The organism is Streptomyces sp. NPDC088706 (assembly GCF_044752765.1).
Lineage (GTDB): Bacteria > Actinomycetota > Actinomycetes > Streptomycetales > Streptomycetaceae > Streptomyces.
Window position 1 is genome coordinate 49,011 of record NZ_JBIVLW010000025.1, and the last position, 17,618, is coordinate 66,628.

A 17,618-nucleotide genomic window follows, 5' to 3' on the forward strand; every position below is an offset into this window, starting at 1 on the left:
GTTTCGCTGACCGTTTCGGCGCACCACCCACGATGGCACAAAAGAAATAAAACAGTCATGTTGGCCTCCACCTCCGTCTGCCCCTTCTTTCGCGCCGCACACACGTGGAGCCCACACGAAAAGGGCAACGCGGCACATCGAAAAGTCCCGGCCGGCCCCTGTGGGGGCCGGCCGGGACTTCGGTCGAGCACTGTTGCCGCGCGCGGATCAGGCGGCGACGACGTCCACCGCTTCTGCGGGCGCCTTGATGGTCACCCGTCCCGACGGCACTCCTGCGACCGACGAAACGGAGACGGAGTTGAGCATGGGACGAACCGGTACTGGGACCGGATCACTGGCAGCCGCCGACTCGGCCAGCTCAGCGAGCGAGAGCTCGTCGCTCACTTCACGCATGAGCTCGGACATCCGTACGTCAAGCGCGTCGCAAATCGCGGAGAGCAGCTCGGAGGATGCCTCCTTCTGCCCCCGCTCCACCTCGGACAGATAACCGAGTGAGACCCGGGCGGACGAGGAGACTTCGCGCAGAGTACGGCCTTGGCGCTGGCGCTGCCGACGCAGCACGTCACCCAGCAGGCGACGGAGCAGAATCATCGGTGGCTCCCTCCTCGGACCGCGTAGCCGCATCCTTCACGCCCTACCGTACCGCCTTGTGCTGCGGCCGTGCGGGGAGCGATGTCGTGTTCACTCAGGGCTGCAAACATCAATTCCCCCCGATCTGTTCCGTATCCTGTGCCCGCGTATTCTCGCCGAGTTCGCGCGCCAGCAGGTCGAGGGCGCTTCGTACACTCTCTCTACGGATGTCCGCCCTCGAACCATTCAACCGCAGAGCGGACACTTTCTCGACGCCGGAAGGTCCCGCTACGGCAACGTAGACCGTGCCGACGGGCTGTCCGTCCTGCGGCTCCGGGCCCGCGACGCCGGTCGTGGAGACACCCCAGTCCGCGCCGAGAGCGCCCCGCACACCTGCCGCCATCTGCCGCGCGACCTCGGGATCGACCGCCCCGCGCTCCGCCAGCAGGGTCCCGTCCACCCCCAGGACCTCGCCCTTGAGGGCGGTGGCGTACGCCGTCACCGATCCTCGGAACGACTGCGAAGCTCCGGGTACGGACGTGAGTTCGGCCGCCAACAGGCCGCCGGTCAGCGACTCCGCCACGGCGAGGGTCTCCCCGCGCTCGACGAGCCGGCCCAGCACCCGGGCAGCGGCTGTCACCGCTCGGCCTCCGCGGCGTCCCGCGCACTCACGGCGGGCTCCACCGGCGTGGACCCACCGGACAACCGCACAACCGGACCGGAAGCACCGACGCCGGAAGCCCCAGCAGCACCGGTACCGGCGGCGCCGGCACCCACAGCGGCACCAGGAGATCCGGCCGCCTCGTTCAGCGCCTCCGCGGTCCGGCCGACGGCGGCGCGCTCGGCGGCGAGGCTCCTACGGCGCAGGACGACGGCCTGGCGTACGTAGTCGAGTCCGGTGACGACCGTCAGCACGACGGCCACCATCATCACCCAGAAGCGCAGGGTGGCCAGCGGGCCGGTGAGCACCAGGACGTACATCCCGGCCGCCGTGCCCTGGGCCAGTGTCTTCAGCTTCCCGCCTCTGCTGGCCGGGATGACCGCGTGCCGGATCACCCAGAACCGCATCAGCGTGATGCCCAGTTCCCGGGCGAGGATGACGCCGGTGATCCACCACGGCAGGTCGCCCAGGACGGACAGACAGATCAGCGCCGCGCCCATGATCGCTTTGTCGGCGATCGGGTCGGCGATCTTCCCGAAGTCCGTGACCAGGTTGTACGCCCGTGCCAGATGACCGTCGAAGAGATCGGTGATCATGGCGACGGCGAAGGCGGCCCAGGCGAAGGAGCGCCAGACGGGGTCGTATCCGCCGTTGTGGAGCAGCAGCATGACGAAGCCGGGAACGAGCAGCAGCCGCACCATGGTCAGGATGTTGGCGATGTTCCACAGGCCGGCCTGGTTGACGGCCGCGGGCCCCAGCTTGCCGCCGCGGACCGGCTTCGCGCCGGAACCGCCCGCCGCGGATGCCGGGACTCCCGTCATCTGGCTGCCTCCGCAAGCTCGTGGTGTTCGGCCACCAGGTCGACGCCCTCGGTGCCCACTGCCTCTGCCTCGACCATAAGGCCCGGCACGAGACCCTCGCGTGTGGTGAAGACCACCTGGCCGTCCGTTTCCGGGGCCTGGTGCGCGGCACGGCCGACCGCGACCTCGCCGTCCTCGTCCGATTCGACGGACTCCACCAGCACCTGGAGGGTCTCCCCGACGCGCTCCTCGGCCCGCTGCGAGGTCAGCTCCTCGGCCAGCTGCGAGATGTGGGCGAGCCGCTCGGCGATGGTGTCGGCGTCCAGCTTGTTCTCGTAGCCGACCGCCTCGGTGCCCTCTTCGTCGGAGTAGCCGAAGACGCCGATGGCGTCGAGCCGGGCGCCGGTGAGGAAGCGTTCCAGCTCGGCGAGGTCGGCCTCGGTCTCGCCGGGGAACCCGACGATGAAGTTGGAGCGGGCGCCGGCCTCGGGGGCCTTGCTCCGGATGGTGTCCAGGAGCTCCAGGAAGCGGTCGGTGTCGCCGAAGCGGCGCATCGCGCGCAGCACACCGGGGGCGGAGTGCTGGAAGGAGAGGTCGAAGTACGGGGCGACCTTCGGCGTCGAGGTGAGGACGTCGATGAGGCCGGGGCGCATCTCGGCCGGCTGGAGGTAGCTGACGCGGATGCGCTCGATGCCGTCCACATCGGCGAGCTCGGGCAGCAGGGTCTCCAGGAGGCGGATGTCGCCGAGGTCCTTGCCGTACGAGGTGTTGTTCTCGGAGACGAGCATGACCTCCTTGACGCCCTGCTCGGCCAGCCAGCGGGTCTCCTGGAGCACGTCCGAGGGCCGCCGCGAGATGAAGGAGCCGCGGAAGGAGGGGATGGCGCAGAAGGAGCAGCGGCGGTCGCAGCCGGAGGCGAGCTTCACCGAGGCGACGGGGCTGGTGCCGAGCCTGCGGCGCAGTGGTGCGCGCGGTCCGGAGACCGGAGCGATGCCCTCGGGAAGGTCCTCGGGCGCCGGGGCGGGCGTCTCCTGGGCGTGCCCGGGCAGCGCCACGGCGGCGTCCTGCCGCTCGGCGGGGCTGATCGGCAGCAGCTTGCGGCGGTCGCGCGGGGTGTGCGAGGCGTGGATGCCGCCGTTGAGGATGGTCTGGAGCCGGTCGGAGATGTCGGCGTAGTCGTCGAATCCGAGGACGCCGTCCGCCTCCGGCAGGGCCTCGGCGAGATCCTTGCCGTAGCGCTCGGCCATGCAGCCGACGGCGACCACCGCCTGGGTCCGGCCGTGGTCCTTGAGATCGTTGGCTTCGAGCAGGGCGTCGACGGAGTCCTTCTTGGCGGCTTCGACGAACCCACAGGTGTTGACGACTGCGACATCCGCGTCGGAGGCATCCTCGACGAGGTCCCAGCCGTCCGCTGCCAAGCGGCCTGCAAGCTCCTCCGAGTCCACCTCGTTACGGGCGCAGCCAAGAGTGACAAGGGCGACGGTACGGCGTTCGGGCATGGACTCAAGACTACTTCGTCCCGGCGCCCCTCCCGCCGTGCAGGGTTGCCCGTCCTCCCACCTGCTACGGGGAGTGACAGGCACCGGGGCCGACGGGGAACACCGACGGGCGCCCGGCACCTGGCCGGACGCCCGTCGACGGGGTGGGAGAGGCGCGGGGTCAGCCGGCCTCGGGGTCACCCTTGGTGTACGAGAGCCGCTGGACCTGACCCGGCTCGAAGCGGTCCTGAAGCTTCTTCCCGTTCACGAAGAGCTCGATCGCCCCGGCGTTGCCGAGGACGAGATCGATGCGCTCCTTGTCCTGGAAGGTCTTGGACTCACCCTCGAGCAGCAGCCCGTCGAAGAGCAGCCGTCCGTTGTGGTCCTTGACGGAGATCCAGCTCTGGCCCCGGCTCGCGCCGAGCTTGACCGTCACCTTGTCCCGGGGGGCTGCGGCGATGGCGCTCTCGGACGGCACGGGGCCGGGGTCGGACGGCTTGGTGGTGGTGGGTTCGGCCGCGGTCTTGTGGGGCTTCGCGCCCTCCGCGACCTGGGCGGTGTTCGAGGGCTTGTCCTCGCCGCTGAAGAGGGTGAAGCCGACGAAACCGACCACGGCGACGATGGCCGCGACCATGGCCGCGGTCCAGTTGGGCCGCCGCGGTTCGGAACGGATGCACTCGGCCTCGAACAGCGGCGCCGCGGGGGTCGGTGCGGGACGGCCGCCGTGGTCGGCGTCGTACCGCTCGACCAGGGGTTCCGGGTCGATCCCGACGGCACGGGCGATGTTGCGGATGTGGCCGCGGGCGTAGACGTCGCCGCCGCAGCGTGAGAAGTCGTCCTCCTCGATCGCGTGCACGATGGGAATGCGCACCCGGGTGGAGCTGCTGACTTCCTCGACCGTCAGACGTGCGGCGATACGAGCCTGCTGAAGGGCACGACCGATCGAAGGCCGGTCGTCTTCGGGGGAGTTGCCGATGGACACGGGGGCGCCTTTCGAGCGTGAGCCACCTGCTGGATGTTCAGTCTAGGGGGGGTACGAAAGGGAGGGGCAACCGGGAGCGACGGCTTTGTACGCCATCGGGTTCGCCGGACGGCCCCGCGGACCTCTCCGCGGACGGAGCGGGGACGGGACCGTGCCCCTTTCGGGGACTGGGCAACCGGGAGTGGGCCGAACAGGGTAAGGAACAGCGGGCTGGGCGGGAGGGAGGAGCATCGTTCCGCCCCTCCCTCCAACTTGACGTACGACCGCACGAAACGGTTGCCCACAAAACCTTTACGGGCTGATGAACCTTTACGGAGCGGATTCCCCGCGGATGACGGCCAACACCCCGTCGAGCTCGTCCGGTTTCACTATGACGTCGCGCGCCTTGGAGCCTTCACTCGGTCCGACGATGTTGCGCGACTCCATCAGGTCCATCAGCCTCCCCGCCTTGGCGAAGCCGACCCGCAGCTTGCGCTGGAGCATCGAGGTCGACCCGAACTGGGTGGAGACGACCAGCTCGGCGGCCTGGCAGAGCAGGTCCAGGTCGTCGCCGATGTCCTCGTCGATCTCCTTCTTCTGCTTGGTACCGACCACGACGTCGTCCCGGAAGACGGGAGCCATCTGGTCCTTGCAGTGCTGGACGACCGCCGCGACCTCGTCCTCGGTGACGAACGCGCCCTGCATACGGGTGGGCTTGTTCGCGCCCATCGGGAGGAACAGCCCGTCGCCCTTGCCGATGAGCTTCTCGGCGCCGGGCTGGTCGAGGATGACCCGGCTGTCGGCGAGGGAGGAGGTGGCGAAGGCGAGCCGGGAGGGCACGTTCGCCTTGATCAGGCCGGTCACCACGTCGACGGAGGGGCGCTGGGTGGCGAGCACCAGATGGATGCCGGCGGCGCGGGCCAGCTGGGTGATGCGGACGATCGAGTCCTCGACGTCCCTCGGGGCGACCATCATCAGGTCGGCCAGCTCGTCGACGATCACCAGCAGGTACGGGTACGGGGACAGCTCCCGCTCGCTACCCTCGGGCGTCTTGGCCTTCCCGGTGCGCACGGCGTGGTTGAAGTCGTCGATGTGCCGGTAGCCGAAGGCGGCGAGGTCGTCGTAGCGCAGGTCCATCTCCCGCACGACCCACTGGAGCGCCTCGGCGGCCTTCTTGGGGTTGGTGATGATCGGGGTGATCAGGTGCGGGATGCCCTCGTACGCGGTGAGCTCGACACGCTTGGGGTCGACCAGGACCATCCGGACGTCCTCCGGGGTGGCCCGCACCATGACCGAGGTGATCAGGCAGTTGATGCAGGAGGACTTACCCGATCCGGTGGCACCGGCGACCAGGACGTGCGGCATCTTCGCCAGGTTGGCCATCTCGTAGCCGCCCTCGACGTTCTTGCCGAGCGCCACGAGCATGGGGTGGTCGTCCTCGGCCGCGTCCGCGAGGCGCAGGACGTCGCCGAGGTTGACCATCTCCCGGTCGGAGTTGGGGATCTCGATGCCGACGGCGGACTTCCCCGGGATCGGCGAGATGATCCGCACGTCCGGACTGGCCACGGCGTACGCGATGTTCTTGGCGAGCGCCGTGATCTTCTCGACCTTCACGGCCGGGCCGAGTTCGATCTCGTACCGGGTGACCGTGGGGCCGCGGGTGAAGCCGGTGACGACGGCGTCGACCTTGAACTCGGTGAAGACGTTGGTGAGCGAGGCGACGACGGCGTCGTTGGCCGCGCTGCGCGTCTTGCCGGGCCCGCCGCGCTCCAGCAGGTCCAGCGAGGGCAGCGAGTACGTGATGTCGCCGGAGAGCTGGAGCTGCTCGGCGCGGGCGGGCAGGTCCCCGGTCCGCTCGGGGACGGGCTTGGTCAGATCGGGTACGCCGCCGGGGTCGGCGGGCACGGCGGCGGAGGCGGCCCCCGACCGGCCCGCGCCCCGGCCGGTGCCCGCTCGCCGGTTCCCGCCCGCGCCGTCGTCCTGCTCGGCCTCCCGGGCCCCGGGCACGGGCGTGCCGGTACGTTCCCGGTCGCGGTCCACCGAGACACCCTGGGTGAGGTCGGCGACGACCGGCGAGGGCGGCATGCCGTTGAGCACGGCCCCGTCGAGTGCGGCGGCCGCCGCGGCGGCGACGTCCACCGCGTCCAGCGGGCGGTTCATCGCGGGCTGCGCGGCGGGCCTGCGGGGCCTCCTGCGCCTGGTCTGCGCGTCCGCCTCCACGCCGTCGTGGTCGTACACGGCGTCCGGGTCCTGGCGGCGCGCTCCGGCCCGGCGGGTCCGCTCGGGCAGCGCCTCGCGCCACTGCTCGTCGTAGCGGTCGTCGTCGTCCTCGTACATCTCGCCGGGTTCGTACGCCGGTTCCACGATGCCGAGCCGGACCCCGAGCTGCCGCAGCCGGCGCGGGATCGCGTTGACCGGGGTCGCGGTGACGACGAGAAGGCCGAAGACGGTGAGCAGCACCAGCAGTGGTACGGCGAGGACCTCGCCCATCATGAAGATCAGCGGCTTGGAGGCGGCCCAGCCGACCAGCCCGCCCGCGTCCTGCATCGCCTCCGTCCCGTCCTCGCGGCCCGGCGACCCGCAGGCGATGTGGACCTGGCCGAGGACGCCGACGACCAGGGCGGAGAGCCCGATGACGATCCGGCCGTTGGCCTCAGGGCGCTCCGGATACAGGATCAGCCGTACGGCCATCACGCCGAGCAGTATCGGTGCGAGCAGATCGAGCCGGCCGAACGCCCCGGTCACCAGCATCTCCACCAGGTCGCCGACCGGCCCTTGGAGGTTGGACCAGGTGCCGGCGGCCATGATCAGCGCGAGGGCGAGGAGCAGGAGCGCCAGGCCGTCCTTGCGGTGGGCGGGGTCAAGTCCCTTGGCGCCGCGCCCTATGGAGCGGAACACCGCGCCGACGCCGTGGGCGGTGCCGAGCCAGAGCGCGCGCAGGAGGCGGTAGACGCCGTTGGTGGGGGACGGTACGGGTTTGGGCGCGGGCCTCCTGGCCACCGCCTTCTTCGCGGGCGTCCTCTTCGCGGGCGCGCTCGCCTTCCTGGGGGCGGTCTTCTTGGCGGGCGCGGCTTTCTTCGCCGGCCCAGGAGTACGGCCGACGCGCTTCGCGGTGCCCGCCGTGCCCTGGGAACCCTTGCCGGACGTACGTGAGGCCATGGTGCCGAGGTTACCGCTGTCCCCGCCCGTGAACACGTTCGCCTGACTGTTCACCCGACCGTGTCGCCGTCCGACGTCCGGGAACTGACACGCACTCATGCGGCGGACCGCTTCGGGCACCCCCGGAAACACCCCTGACCGGGCCTGTTCCGGCCCGATACGCACCAAAGGCGCTAGTTCGGAGCGGGCAGGATCCCGGCGCCGCCGCCGGTGCCCGGCTCCAACGCGTCGAGCGCGCGGCGCAGGCCGGTGAGCTTGCGTTCGAGATGGGCCGCCGTGGCGACCGCCGCCGCGTCGGCAGATTCGTCGTCGAGCTGCTTGGAGAGGGCTTCCGCCTGCTCCTCGACCGCCGCGAGCCGCGCGGAGAGTTCGGCCAGCAGACCGGCCGGCTCCTTCTCGTGCCCGCCGCCCGCGTGGCCGTCGCCCTCCAGCTGGAGCCGCAGGAGCGCGGCCTGCTCGCGGAGCTTGCAGTTCTTCATGTACAGCTCGACGAAGACCGAGACCTTGGCGCGCAGCACCCACGGGTCGAACGGCTTGGAGATGTAGTCCACCGCGCCGGCCGCGTATCCCCGGAAGGTGTGGTGCGGGCCGTGGTTGATCGCGGTGAGGAAGATGATCGGGATGTCCCGGGTCCGCTCCCGCCGCTTGATGTGGGCGGCTGTCTCGAAACCGTCCATGCCCGGCATCTGGACGTCCAGCAGAATGACCGCGAAGTCGTCCGTGAGCAGCGCTTTGAGCGCCTCCTCCCCTGACGATGCCCGGACCAGTGTCTGATCGAGCGCAGAGAGGATGGCCTCCAGCGCCAGCAGATTCTCCGGCCGGTCATCGACCAGGAGGATCTTGGCCTTCTGCACCATGGCCCGTCCTCCTCGCCCCGGAAATGCACCGGGTGCCGCCCCAGGGGACGACTCCCTTACGCCGTCCGTCCTTGTGCCGGTCATGGTAGCCGCACCCCGCCCGTCACCACACCCTGTCACCGCGATGTCACTGTGCACGTACCGCAAACGCGGTGGGAGACCAGAAGGTTCCCCGAATACAGCACGTTCACACCCGTTCGCGCACAGCCGGTCAGCAACTCACCCTGGTTCGTTCAGCATCCGATCACTCTCCGTGCATCCACTGCTCCATCACCGCCAGCAGATGATCAGGATCGACCGGCTTGGTCACATAGTCGGAAGCGCCGCAGTCGATCGCCTTCTCCCGGTCGCCCTTCATCGCCTTCGCGGTGAGCGCCACGATCGGCAGCCCGGCGAACTGCGGCATCCGCCGGATCGCGGTCGTGGTCGCGTACCCGTCCATCTCGGGCATCATGATGTCCATCAGGACGACCGTCACATCGTCGTGCTGCTCCAGGACTTCGATCCCCTCGCGGCCGTTCTCCGCGTACAGCACCGCGAGTCCGTGCTGTTCCAGCACGCTGGTGAGCGCGAAGACGTTACGGATGTCGTCGTCGACGATGAGCACCTTCTCGCCACGGAAGCGGAACGTCCGCCGAGGCTCCGCCGCCTCTTCCGGCGCGACCGGGCTCCCCTGCACCCACTCCTCCTGCGGGGCGCTCTCGCCCGCGGACCGGCCGGCGGGCAGCGCGGGCCGCCTCGCCGCGTCCCCGAGGGCCTTGCGCCGCCGCCGGAACATCCCCGCGGAGTTGGCCGGGTCCCCGAGCGGGACGGAATCGCCGCCCTGCGCACCGTGCCCGTTCTCGGACCCGCCGCCCATCCCCTCGGTGGAACCGGAACCCACCTGCGGGTAGCCCTGCGGAGGCAGTTCGGCCCGGTGCAGCGGCAGGTAGAGGGTGAAGGTCGAGCCCCGGCCCGGCTCGCTCGCCGCGTGGATCTCGCCGCCGAGCAGCCGTGCGATCTCCCGGCTGATGGAGAGACCGAGGCCGGTACCGCCGTACTTGCGGCTCGTCGTACCGTCGGCCTGTTTGAACGCCTCGAAGATCACCAGCATCTTGCTGGACGCGATCCCGATCCCGGTGTCCGTGACGGAGAAGGCGATCAGATCGTCGTCCGCGTCGCGCAGCGAGCCGGCCTCCAGCAGGTGCTCCCGGATCGCGTTCGGCACATCGGCGCCGGCCGGCCGGATCACCAGCTCCACCGCCCCGCTGTCGGTGAACTTCACCGCGTTGGACAACAGGTTGCGCAGCACCTGGAGCAGGCGCTGCTCGTCGGTGTGCAGCGTCGCGGGCAGCTCCGGCGAGACCCGTACGGAGAAGTCGAGACCCTTCTCCGCGGTGAGCGGGCGGAAGGTCGCCTCCACGTAGTCGACCAGCTGGACCAGCGCGATCCGGGTCGGGCTGACGTCCATCTTGCCCGCCTCGACCTTCGACAGGTCGAGGATGTCGTTGATCAGCTGGAGCAGGTCGGAACCGGCCCCGTGGATCGTCTCGGCGAACTCCACCTGCTTCGGCGACAGGTTGCCCTCGGCGTTGTCCGCCAGCAACTTGGCCAGGATCAGCAGCGAGTTGAGCGGGGTGCGCAGCTCGTGCGACATGTTCGCCAGGAACTCGGACTTGTAGCGCATCGAGACCGCGAGCTGCTCGGCGCGCTCCTCCAGGACCTGCCGCGCCTCCTCGATCTCGGTGTTCTTCACCTCGATGTCGCGGTTCTGCTGGGCCAGCAGCTCGGCCTTCTCCTCCAGTTCGGCGTTGGACGCCTGGAGGGCCTTCTGCCGGTTCTCCAACTCCTGCGAGCGGTCGCGCAGTTGCTCGGTCAGCTCCTGGGACTGCTCCAGCAGCTTCTCGGTCTTGGTGTTGACGCTGATCGTGTTGACGCTCGTCGCGATCATCTCGGCGAGCTGGTTGAGGAAGTCCCGCTGGATGTGGGTGAACGGCTGGAAGGAGGCCAGCTCGATCACGCCGAGGACCTTGCCCTCGAAGAGCACCGGCAGCACGATCACATGCGCGGGCGGCGCCTCGCCGAGCCCGGAGGAGATCTTCAGATACCCCGGCGGAACATTGTCGACCTGGATCGTCCGCTTCTCCTCCGCCGCCGTCCCGATGAGCGTTTCACCGGGCCGGAACGAGGTCGGCATCGACCCGGCGGAGTAGCCGTAGCTCCCCCGCATCCGCAGCTCGTACGAGCCGTCGTCGGCGCTGTCCGGACCCACCTCGCCCGAGTCACCCGAGGGCATGGCCAGGAAGAACGCGCCGTGCTGCGCCGAGACCACCGGCGTCAACTCACTCATGATCAGCGAGGCCACGTCGTCCAGATCGCGGCGGCCCTGCATCAGACCGGAGATCCGGGCCAGATTGCCCTTCAGCCAGTCCTGCTCCTTGTTGGCGAGCGTGGTGTCGCGCAGGTTGGCGATCATCGTGTTGATGTTGTCCTGGAGGACCTGGATCTCACCGGCCGCGTCCACATCGATCTTGAGGTTCAGATCACCGCGGGTCACCGCCGTGGCGACGGCCGCGATGGCGCGCACCTGACGGGTCAGGTTCCCGGCCATCTCGTTCACCGACTCGGTGAGGTCGCGCCAGGTGCCGTCGACGTCCCGCACCCGGGCCTGACCGCCCAGTTGTCCCTCGGTGCCCACCTCGCGGGCGACCCGGGTGACCTGATCGGCGAACGAGGAGAGCTGGTCGACCATCGTGTTGATGGTGTTCTTCAGCTCCAGGATCTCACCCTGGGCGTCGATGTCGATCTTCTTGGTCAGGTCGCCCTTGGCGATGGCCGTGGTGACCGTGGCGATCTGCCGCACCTGGCCGGTCAGGTTGGAGGCCATCGAGTTCACGGACTCGGTGAGGTCCTTCCACGTACCGGAGACTCCCGGCACCCGGGCCTGACCGCCCAGTTCACCTTCCGTGCCCACCTCACGGGCCACCCGCGTGACCTCGTCCGCGAACGAGGAGAGCGTCGTCACCATGGTGTTGACGGTGTCGGCCAGCTCCGCGACCTCGCCGCGCGCCTCCACGGTGACCTTCTTCGTCAGGTCGCCGTTGGCGACCGCGGAGGAGACCCGGGAGATGTTACGCACCTGGCTGGTCAGGTTGTTGGCCATCAGGTTGACGTTGTCGCTGAGGTCCTTCCAGATGCCGGTCGCCCCGCGCACCCGCGCCTGACCGCCGAGAATGCCCTCGGTGCCCACCTCACGCGCCACCCGCGTGACCTCGTCCGCGAAGTTCAGCAGCTGGTCGACCATCGTGTTGACGGTCGTGACCAGTTCGAGGATCTCGCCCTTGGCATCGACGGTGATCTTCTTGGAGAGATCGCCCTTGGCGACCGCGGTGGTGACCTCGGCGATGTTGCGGACCTGGAGGGTCAGGTTGTTCGCCATGCCGTTGACGGACTGGGTGAGGTCCTTCCACGTACCGGAGACGCCCTGCACCTCGGCCTGGCCGCCGAGGATGCCCTCCGTACCCACTTCACGGGCGACCCGCGTCACCTGCTCGGCGAAGTTGGAGAGCTGGTCCACCATCGTATTGAGGGTGTTCTTCAGCTCCAGGATCTCGCCCCGGGCGTCCACGTCGATCTTCTGCGACAGGTCACCGCGCGCCACCGCCGTGGCGACCTGAGCGATGTTACGGACCTGGGCGGTGAGGTTGCCCGCCATGCCGTTCACCGAGTCGGTGAGATCGCGCCACACGCCGGCCACACCCGGCACCTGCGCCTGACCGCCCAGCCGTCCGTCCGTACCCACCTCACGGGCGACACGGGTCACCTGGTCGGCGAAGGCGGAGAGCTGGTCGACCATGGTGTTGATCGTGTTCTTGAGCTCCAGGATCTCGCCCCGGGCGTCCACATCGATCTTCTGCGACAGGTCGCCCCGCGCCACCGCCGTCGTCACCTGGGCGATCTGGCGCACCTGGGAGGTGAGGTTGCCGGCCATGAAGTTGACGGAGTCCGTGAGCTCCTTCCAGGTACCCGAGACGCCGTCCACCCGCGCCTGACCGCCGAGGCGGCCCTCGGTACCCACGTCCCGGGCCATCCGCGTCACCTGGTCGGCGAAGCTGGAGAGCTGCGCCACCATCGTGTTGACGGTGTTCTTCAGCTCCAGCATCTCCCCGGCCACGTCCACGGTGACCTTCTGGGAGAGGTCACCGTTGGCGACCGCCGTGGTGACCTGGGCGATGTCCCGGACCTGGCCGGTCAGGTTGCGGAAGGCCGTGTTCACCGAATCGGTGAGGTCCTTCCAGGTCCCGGCGGCGCCCGGCACCTGCGCCTGACCGCCGAGCCGGCCCTCGACGCCGACCTCCCGAGCCACCCGGGTCACCTCGGAACCGAACGACTGGAGCTGGTCCACCATCGTGTTGACGGTGTTCTTCAGCTCCAGCATCTCCCCGGCCACGTCGACCGTGACCTTCTGCGACATGTCACCGCTGGCCACCGCCGTGGTCACCTGGGCGATGTCCCGCACCTGGGTCGTCAGATTCCGGAAGACCGTGTTCACCGAATCGGTGAGGTCCTTCCACGTCCCCGCGGCCCCCGGCACCTGCGCCTGACCGCCGAGCAGCCCTTCGCCACCGACCTCGCTCGCCACACGCGTCACTTCGTCCGCGAAGGTGCGCAGCGTCTCGGTCATCTGGTTGATCGTCTCGGCGAGCTGGGCGACCTCGCCGCGCGCGCTCACGGTGACCTTCTGGGTCAGGTCGCCGCTGGCGACCGCCGTCGTCACCTCGGCGATCCCCCGCACCTGGGAGGTGAGGTTGCCCGCCATCGTGTTGACGGAATCGGTGAGGTCCTTCCACACCCCGGCCACGCCCGGCACGGTCGCCTGACCGCCCAGCTCCCCCTCCGTACCCACCTCACGGGCGACGCGCGTCACCTCGGAGGAGAACGAGGACAGCTGGTCGACCATCGTGTTGACGGTGTTCTTCAGCTGGAGCATCTCGCCGGCCACGTGGACGGTGACCTTCCGCGACAGATCGCCCTTGGCGACCGCCGTCGTCACCAGCGCGATGTCACGCACCTGGGCGGTCAGCCGGTAGGCCATGGTGTTGACGGAGTCCGTGAGGTCCTTCCAGGACCCGGACATCCCGCGCACCTGTGCCTGCCCGCCGAGCTTGCCCTCGGTGCCCACCTCGACGGCGACGCGCGTCACCTGTTCGGTGAAGACCGACAGCTGGTCGACCAGGTTGTTGACCGTGCGGGCGACCTTCAGGAACTCCCCGCGCAGCGGGCGTACCGTCTCGTCCGTCGTGTGCGACCGCAGCTCCATCCGCTGCTCCAGGTCACCGTCGGCGACCGCCGACAGCACCCGGCCCACCTCGGAGACCGGTCGCGCGAGATCGTCGACCAGCTCGTTGGAGGCATCGATCGCGGCGGCCCAGGAGCCCTCACAGGCCCCCGTCTCCAGCCGCTCGGTGAGCTTGCCCTCACGCCCGACCACCCGCCGTACCCGCGCCAGCTCACCCGTGAGGTGGAGATTGCGGTCGGCGACCTCGTTGAAGACCGCCGCGATCTCCGTCATCACGCCGTCGCCGGAGACGGTGAGCCGCCTGCGGAAATTGCCGTCGCGCATCGCCACGAGTCCCGCCAGCAGTCTGTTCAGAGCTGCCGCGTCCACTTCGACGGTGCCATTGCGCTGCTTTTTCACGGACTGTCCGCCTTTTGTACGCGTTCCTGAACCCCGCGCCGCCACGCCAGACTCCACCGTGTCCCTCCCGCGGGGGTTGACCGTTCGGCTCGGGCCTATCCGGAAGCTTGCCCAGTTCCACTGTGGACCACCGCCACAGCACACCGTCGACGGGTGACCGGGCGGACGTCAAATCGTTGCAACGTACCAGGCCGGAACGGGTCGGCGGGCAACCTCCCCCGGTTGCCCTCCGTCCCTCCCACCGGCGGACATACTCGTGCGCCCGCGCGCAACCGCTGCGGGGTCCTGTCCCGATCTCGGCCCTCGTGTACCCGGCACCCTTGCCGAACGTCTAGCCTGGCAGGCGAATCGAAGCGGCGAGAAACGGGCACAGGACTCGGGGAAGCGACGAGACACCATATGGGGAGTGCTGTGATCACCGCGCGCGCGGCCGCCACCTTCGAACCGGTCGGGCGCTCGGTGGCGACCGCCCGCGCCTTTGTCCGGGACACCCTCCAGGGGTGGGGATACAACGATGTCGTGGACGACGCCGTCGTCCTCACCAGCGAGCTCGTCACCAACGCCGTGATCCACGCGGGGACGGCGGCCGATGTGCTCTGCCTGCGCACCGAGGACGGTGTACGCGTCGAGGTCGCCGACCACTATCCGGAGCGTGAGGTCCCGCTGCACAGCACCGGGCTCGACTTCGTCAGCCCGGACAGCGAGAACGGCCGCGGCCTGCTGCTCTGCGCCGCCCTGGCCGCCCGGTGGGGCGTCGAGTACACCCCCACCCGCAAGCATGTCTGGTTCCAGCTCGACCTTCCCGAGCGCCCGGTCGGCATCCGCTCCGCCGGCCCGCTCCTGCCCACCGCACTGCTGCCCGTGGCGGATCAGCGGGTACGGGTGGCCGTCGTCCAGATCGACCACTCCGGCTCGATCGCCGCGTGGAACGACGACGCGGCCTTCCTCTTCGGGCACGGCGCGGACCAGGTCTCCGGCAAGCAGCTCACCGACTTCGTGGCCTGGCCGCACACCCCCGGCACCAACACCGGCATCGCGGACGCGCTCCGGCTCTCCCGCTGGGAGGGCAGTTACGGGATCCGCTGCGCGGACGGCCGGGTCACCCCCGTCTACGCCTCGCACCTGCGGGTCCGCGACACCGACGGCGAACCGTCCACGGTCTGCCTCCTCGTCCGCGACTACGAACGCGCCGTTTTGCAGTCCCCGGTCCGCGCACCCGTCTCCGACGGCTCGTCCGAGAACCGCACCGCGGACCCCTTCGAGGTCTTCATCGGCTCCCCCGCCCCCGACGACCTGGACGGCCTGCTCCAGCGGACGGTCGAGCGGGCACGCGACATGCTCGACGCGGACGCCGCGTTCCTCCTCCTCGCCACCGACGACGAGACGGAGCTGGAGGTCCGCGCCACGACGGGCCTGCCCTCGGCCCGCCAGCGTTTCGCCAGGGTCCCCGTCGAAGCCGGAACGGGAAGATACGGCTCCGCCCGGATGCCGGCGGTCCATGAGGACCTGACCGCCGTCCCCGGCGCCGTCCCCCTGCTCACCGACACCGGGATGCGTTCGGTCGTCACGGTCCCGCTGAAGGTCGAGGGCCGCCTCACCGGCTCCCTGGGCGTCGCGGCCGAGTCTCCGGGGCGCTACTCCAACGAGGAGGCCCTGCGCCTCCAGTTCGCCGCCGACCGCATCGCCCTGGCCGTGGAGTCCGCCCGCCTCGGCGAGCTGGAGCGGCTGCGCCGTGGCTCCCTCTCCTTCCTCGTCGAGGCCTCCGACCTGCTGGCCGGCACGCTCGACCGCGACCAGACACTGGCGTTGATGGCCCAGATGACGGTCCCGACCCTGGCCACCTGGTGCGCCGTCTACACGATCGCGGACCAGTCCTCCGACCCGTACCTCTCGTACGTGCTCCATGAGGACGAGGACCTCATCGACGGCCTCAAGGCCCTCCTGTCCAAGATCTCTCCGCCGGACCCGGTCCCTACGCCGGGCGCCCGTATCTGGGCCGCCCCTTCGGAGGCGGGTCACCGCGCGGCGCTCAGCACGTCCACCCGCAGCCTGGACCACGACGCGCCACTGAGCATGTCCACGGCCACCCGCACCATCCTCGCCACGGCCCAGGCGGTCGGCGGCGAGACGGTGGTGCTGCCGCTGGTCGCCCGCAACCGCGTGATCGGCATGCTGACCCTCGGGAAGCCCTCGGACGACCACTTCCGCCAGGAGATCCTGGAACTGGCCGAGGACCTCTCCCGCCGGGCCGCCCTGGCCCTGGACAACGCCCGTCTGTACTCGGAGCGCATGGCGATCAGCCAGTCCCTCCAGCGCAGTCTGCTGCCCCCGGGCCTCCCCGACGTCCCGAACGTGGAGATCGAGGTCATCTACCGCGCCGCGGGCGAGGGCAACGAGGTCGGCGGCGACTTCTACGACGTCTTCCCGATCCACGACGGTGCCTACGGCTTCGCCATCGGTGACGTCTGCGGTACGGGGCCGGAGGCGGCCGCCGTCACCGGCCTGGCCCGCCACGCCCTGCGCCTGCTCGCCCGCGAGGGCTTCACCGGCCCCGCGGTCCTGGAGCGCCTCAACGCGGCCATCCTCGACGAGGGCGCCCGCAGCCGCTTCCTCACCCTGCTGTACGGCGAGCTGTGGCCCCAGGCGGACGGCAGCGCCCTCCTGAAGGTCGTCTGCGCCGGCCACCCGCTGCCGCTGCGCCTGCGCCAGGACGGCTCCGTGGAGGCGGCGGCCGAACCGCAGCCCCTGCTCGGCGTCCTGGACGACCTGGAGCTGTACCAGGAGGAGGTCACCCTCAACCCGGGTGACGTCCTCCTCTGCGTCACGGACGGCGTCACCGAACGCCGCGAGGGCACCCGCATGCTCGGCGACGACGGCCTAGCGGACGTCCTGTCGACCTGTACGGGCCTGACGGCCGGAGCGGTCGCCGCACGCATCCTGCGGGCCGTGGAGCGCTTCGCGGCGGAGCCCGCCTCGGACGACATGGCCATCCTGGCGATGCGCGTGCCGGAGCCGCCCCGCGTGTGAGACGGCCGGCGGACCACCCGCTATCGGAATGCACCAAAGTGAAAGGCCCCCGCCAAGTGGCGGGGGCCTTTCACTTTCTCTCTGAGCCCCAATGCGGAATCGAACCGCAGACCTTCTCCTTACCATGGAGACGCTCTACCGACTGAGCTATTGGGGCCTCGCTGCGCTGTGGCAACGAGGTAAACCATACACCGGATCCGGGGATGCTCACAATCGCGCCCGGCACGGGTTTCCTGACCACCCGGGCGGCAAACCCGGCAGGCCGGCGGCAGCCGGGCACCACTCAGCCCAGACAGAACACAGTGGACGAACAGAGTGGACAGAGACCCCGGCCCTGAACGCAGAAAAGCCCCGCACCATACGGTGCGGGGCTTTCCCGGAAAAATTGTTCGGCGGCGTCCTACTCTCCCACAGGGTCCCCCCTGCAG

At 69.7% G+C, this 17,618-nt stretch carries 9 protein-coding genes and 1 tRNA gene; 1 reads left to right on the forward strand and 9 read right to left on the reverse strand.

Translation table 11 applies throughout. The features are described from left to right. Positions 1-207 precede the first annotated feature (207 nt). The 8 genes from ACIQAK_RS31635 to ACIQAK_RS31670 form a co-directional block, all read right to left on the reverse strand. Positions 208-591: a helix-turn-helix domain-containing protein gene (locus ACIQAK_RS31635; protein ID WP_003965837.1), complete on the reverse strand. Its 384-nt coding sequence runs from the start codon at positions 589-591 to the stop codon at positions 208-210. A gap of 109 nt (positions 592-700) precedes the next feature. Beyond that, entirely contained in the window at positions 701-1,210 is a 510-nt protein-coding gene (locus ACIQAK_RS31640) for a nicotinamide-nucleotide amidohydrolase family protein (protein WP_366392487.1), read from the reverse strand. Continuing rightward, complete coding sequence (pgsA, locus tag ACIQAK_RS31645; RefSeq protein ID WP_366392486.1) at positions 1,207-2,052, reverse strand: CDP-diacylglycerol--glycerol-3-phosphate 3-phosphatidyltransferase; 846 nt, start codon at positions 2,050-2,052, stop codon at positions 1,207-1,209. Before pgsA ends, ACIQAK_RS31640 begins: the two co-directional genes overlap by 4 nt. Then, positions 2,049-3,530: a 30S ribosomal protein S12 methylthiotransferase RimO gene (gene rimO, locus ACIQAK_RS31650; protein ID WP_366392485.1), complete on the reverse strand. Its 1,482-nt coding sequence runs from the start codon at positions 3,528-3,530 to the stop codon at positions 2,049-2,051. The genes pgsA and rimO overlap by 4 nt, the downstream gene beginning before the upstream one ends. Before the next feature lie 160 nt (positions 3,531-3,690). After that, the gene (locus ACIQAK_RS31655) at positions 3,691-4,491 is read right to left on the reverse strand and encodes a RodZ domain-containing protein (RefSeq protein ID WP_366392484.1); all 801 of its coding nucleotides are present in this window, start codon (positions 4,489-4,491) and stop codon (positions 3,691-3,693) included. Positions 4,492-4,800: 309 nt separating this feature from the next. Beyond that, a complete protein-coding gene (locus ACIQAK_RS31660) occupies positions 4,801-7,629 on the reverse strand; it encodes a DNA translocase FtsK (protein WP_366392483.1) in 2,829 nt (942 codons plus the stop codon). 173 nt (positions 7,630-7,802) lie between these two features. Beyond that, positions 7,803-8,486: a response regulator gene (locus ACIQAK_RS31665; RefSeq protein ID WP_366392482.1), complete on the reverse strand. Its 684-nt coding sequence runs from the start codon at positions 8,484-8,486 to the stop codon at positions 7,803-7,805. Positions 8,487-8,730: 244 nt separating this feature from the next. After that, positions 8,731-14,163 carry a HAMP domain-containing protein gene (locus tag ACIQAK_RS31670; RefSeq protein WP_366392481.1) on the reverse strand — a complete coding sequence of 1,811 codons (5,433 nt, stop codon included), beginning with the start codon at positions 14,161-14,163 and terminating at the stop codon, positions 8,731-8,733. Positions 14,164-14,562: 399 nt separating this feature from the next. Here ACIQAK_RS31670 and ACIQAK_RS31675 point away from each other — a divergent pair, with 399 nt between their 5' ends. After that, on the forward strand, positions 14,563-17,190 hold the full coding sequence (locus ACIQAK_RS31675; protein WP_366392480.1) for a SpoIIE family protein phosphatase: 2,628 nt from the start codon (positions 14,563-14,565) through the stop codon (positions 17,188-17,190). Positions 17,191-17,274: 84 nt separating this feature from the next. On the opposite strand, the gene ACIQAK_RS31680 is transcribed toward ACIQAK_RS31675, so the two are convergent. Further along, positions 17,275-17,347: transfer RNA gene (locus tag ACIQAK_RS31680), tRNA-Thr, on the reverse strand. Positions 17,348-17,618: the final 271 nt, after the last annotated feature.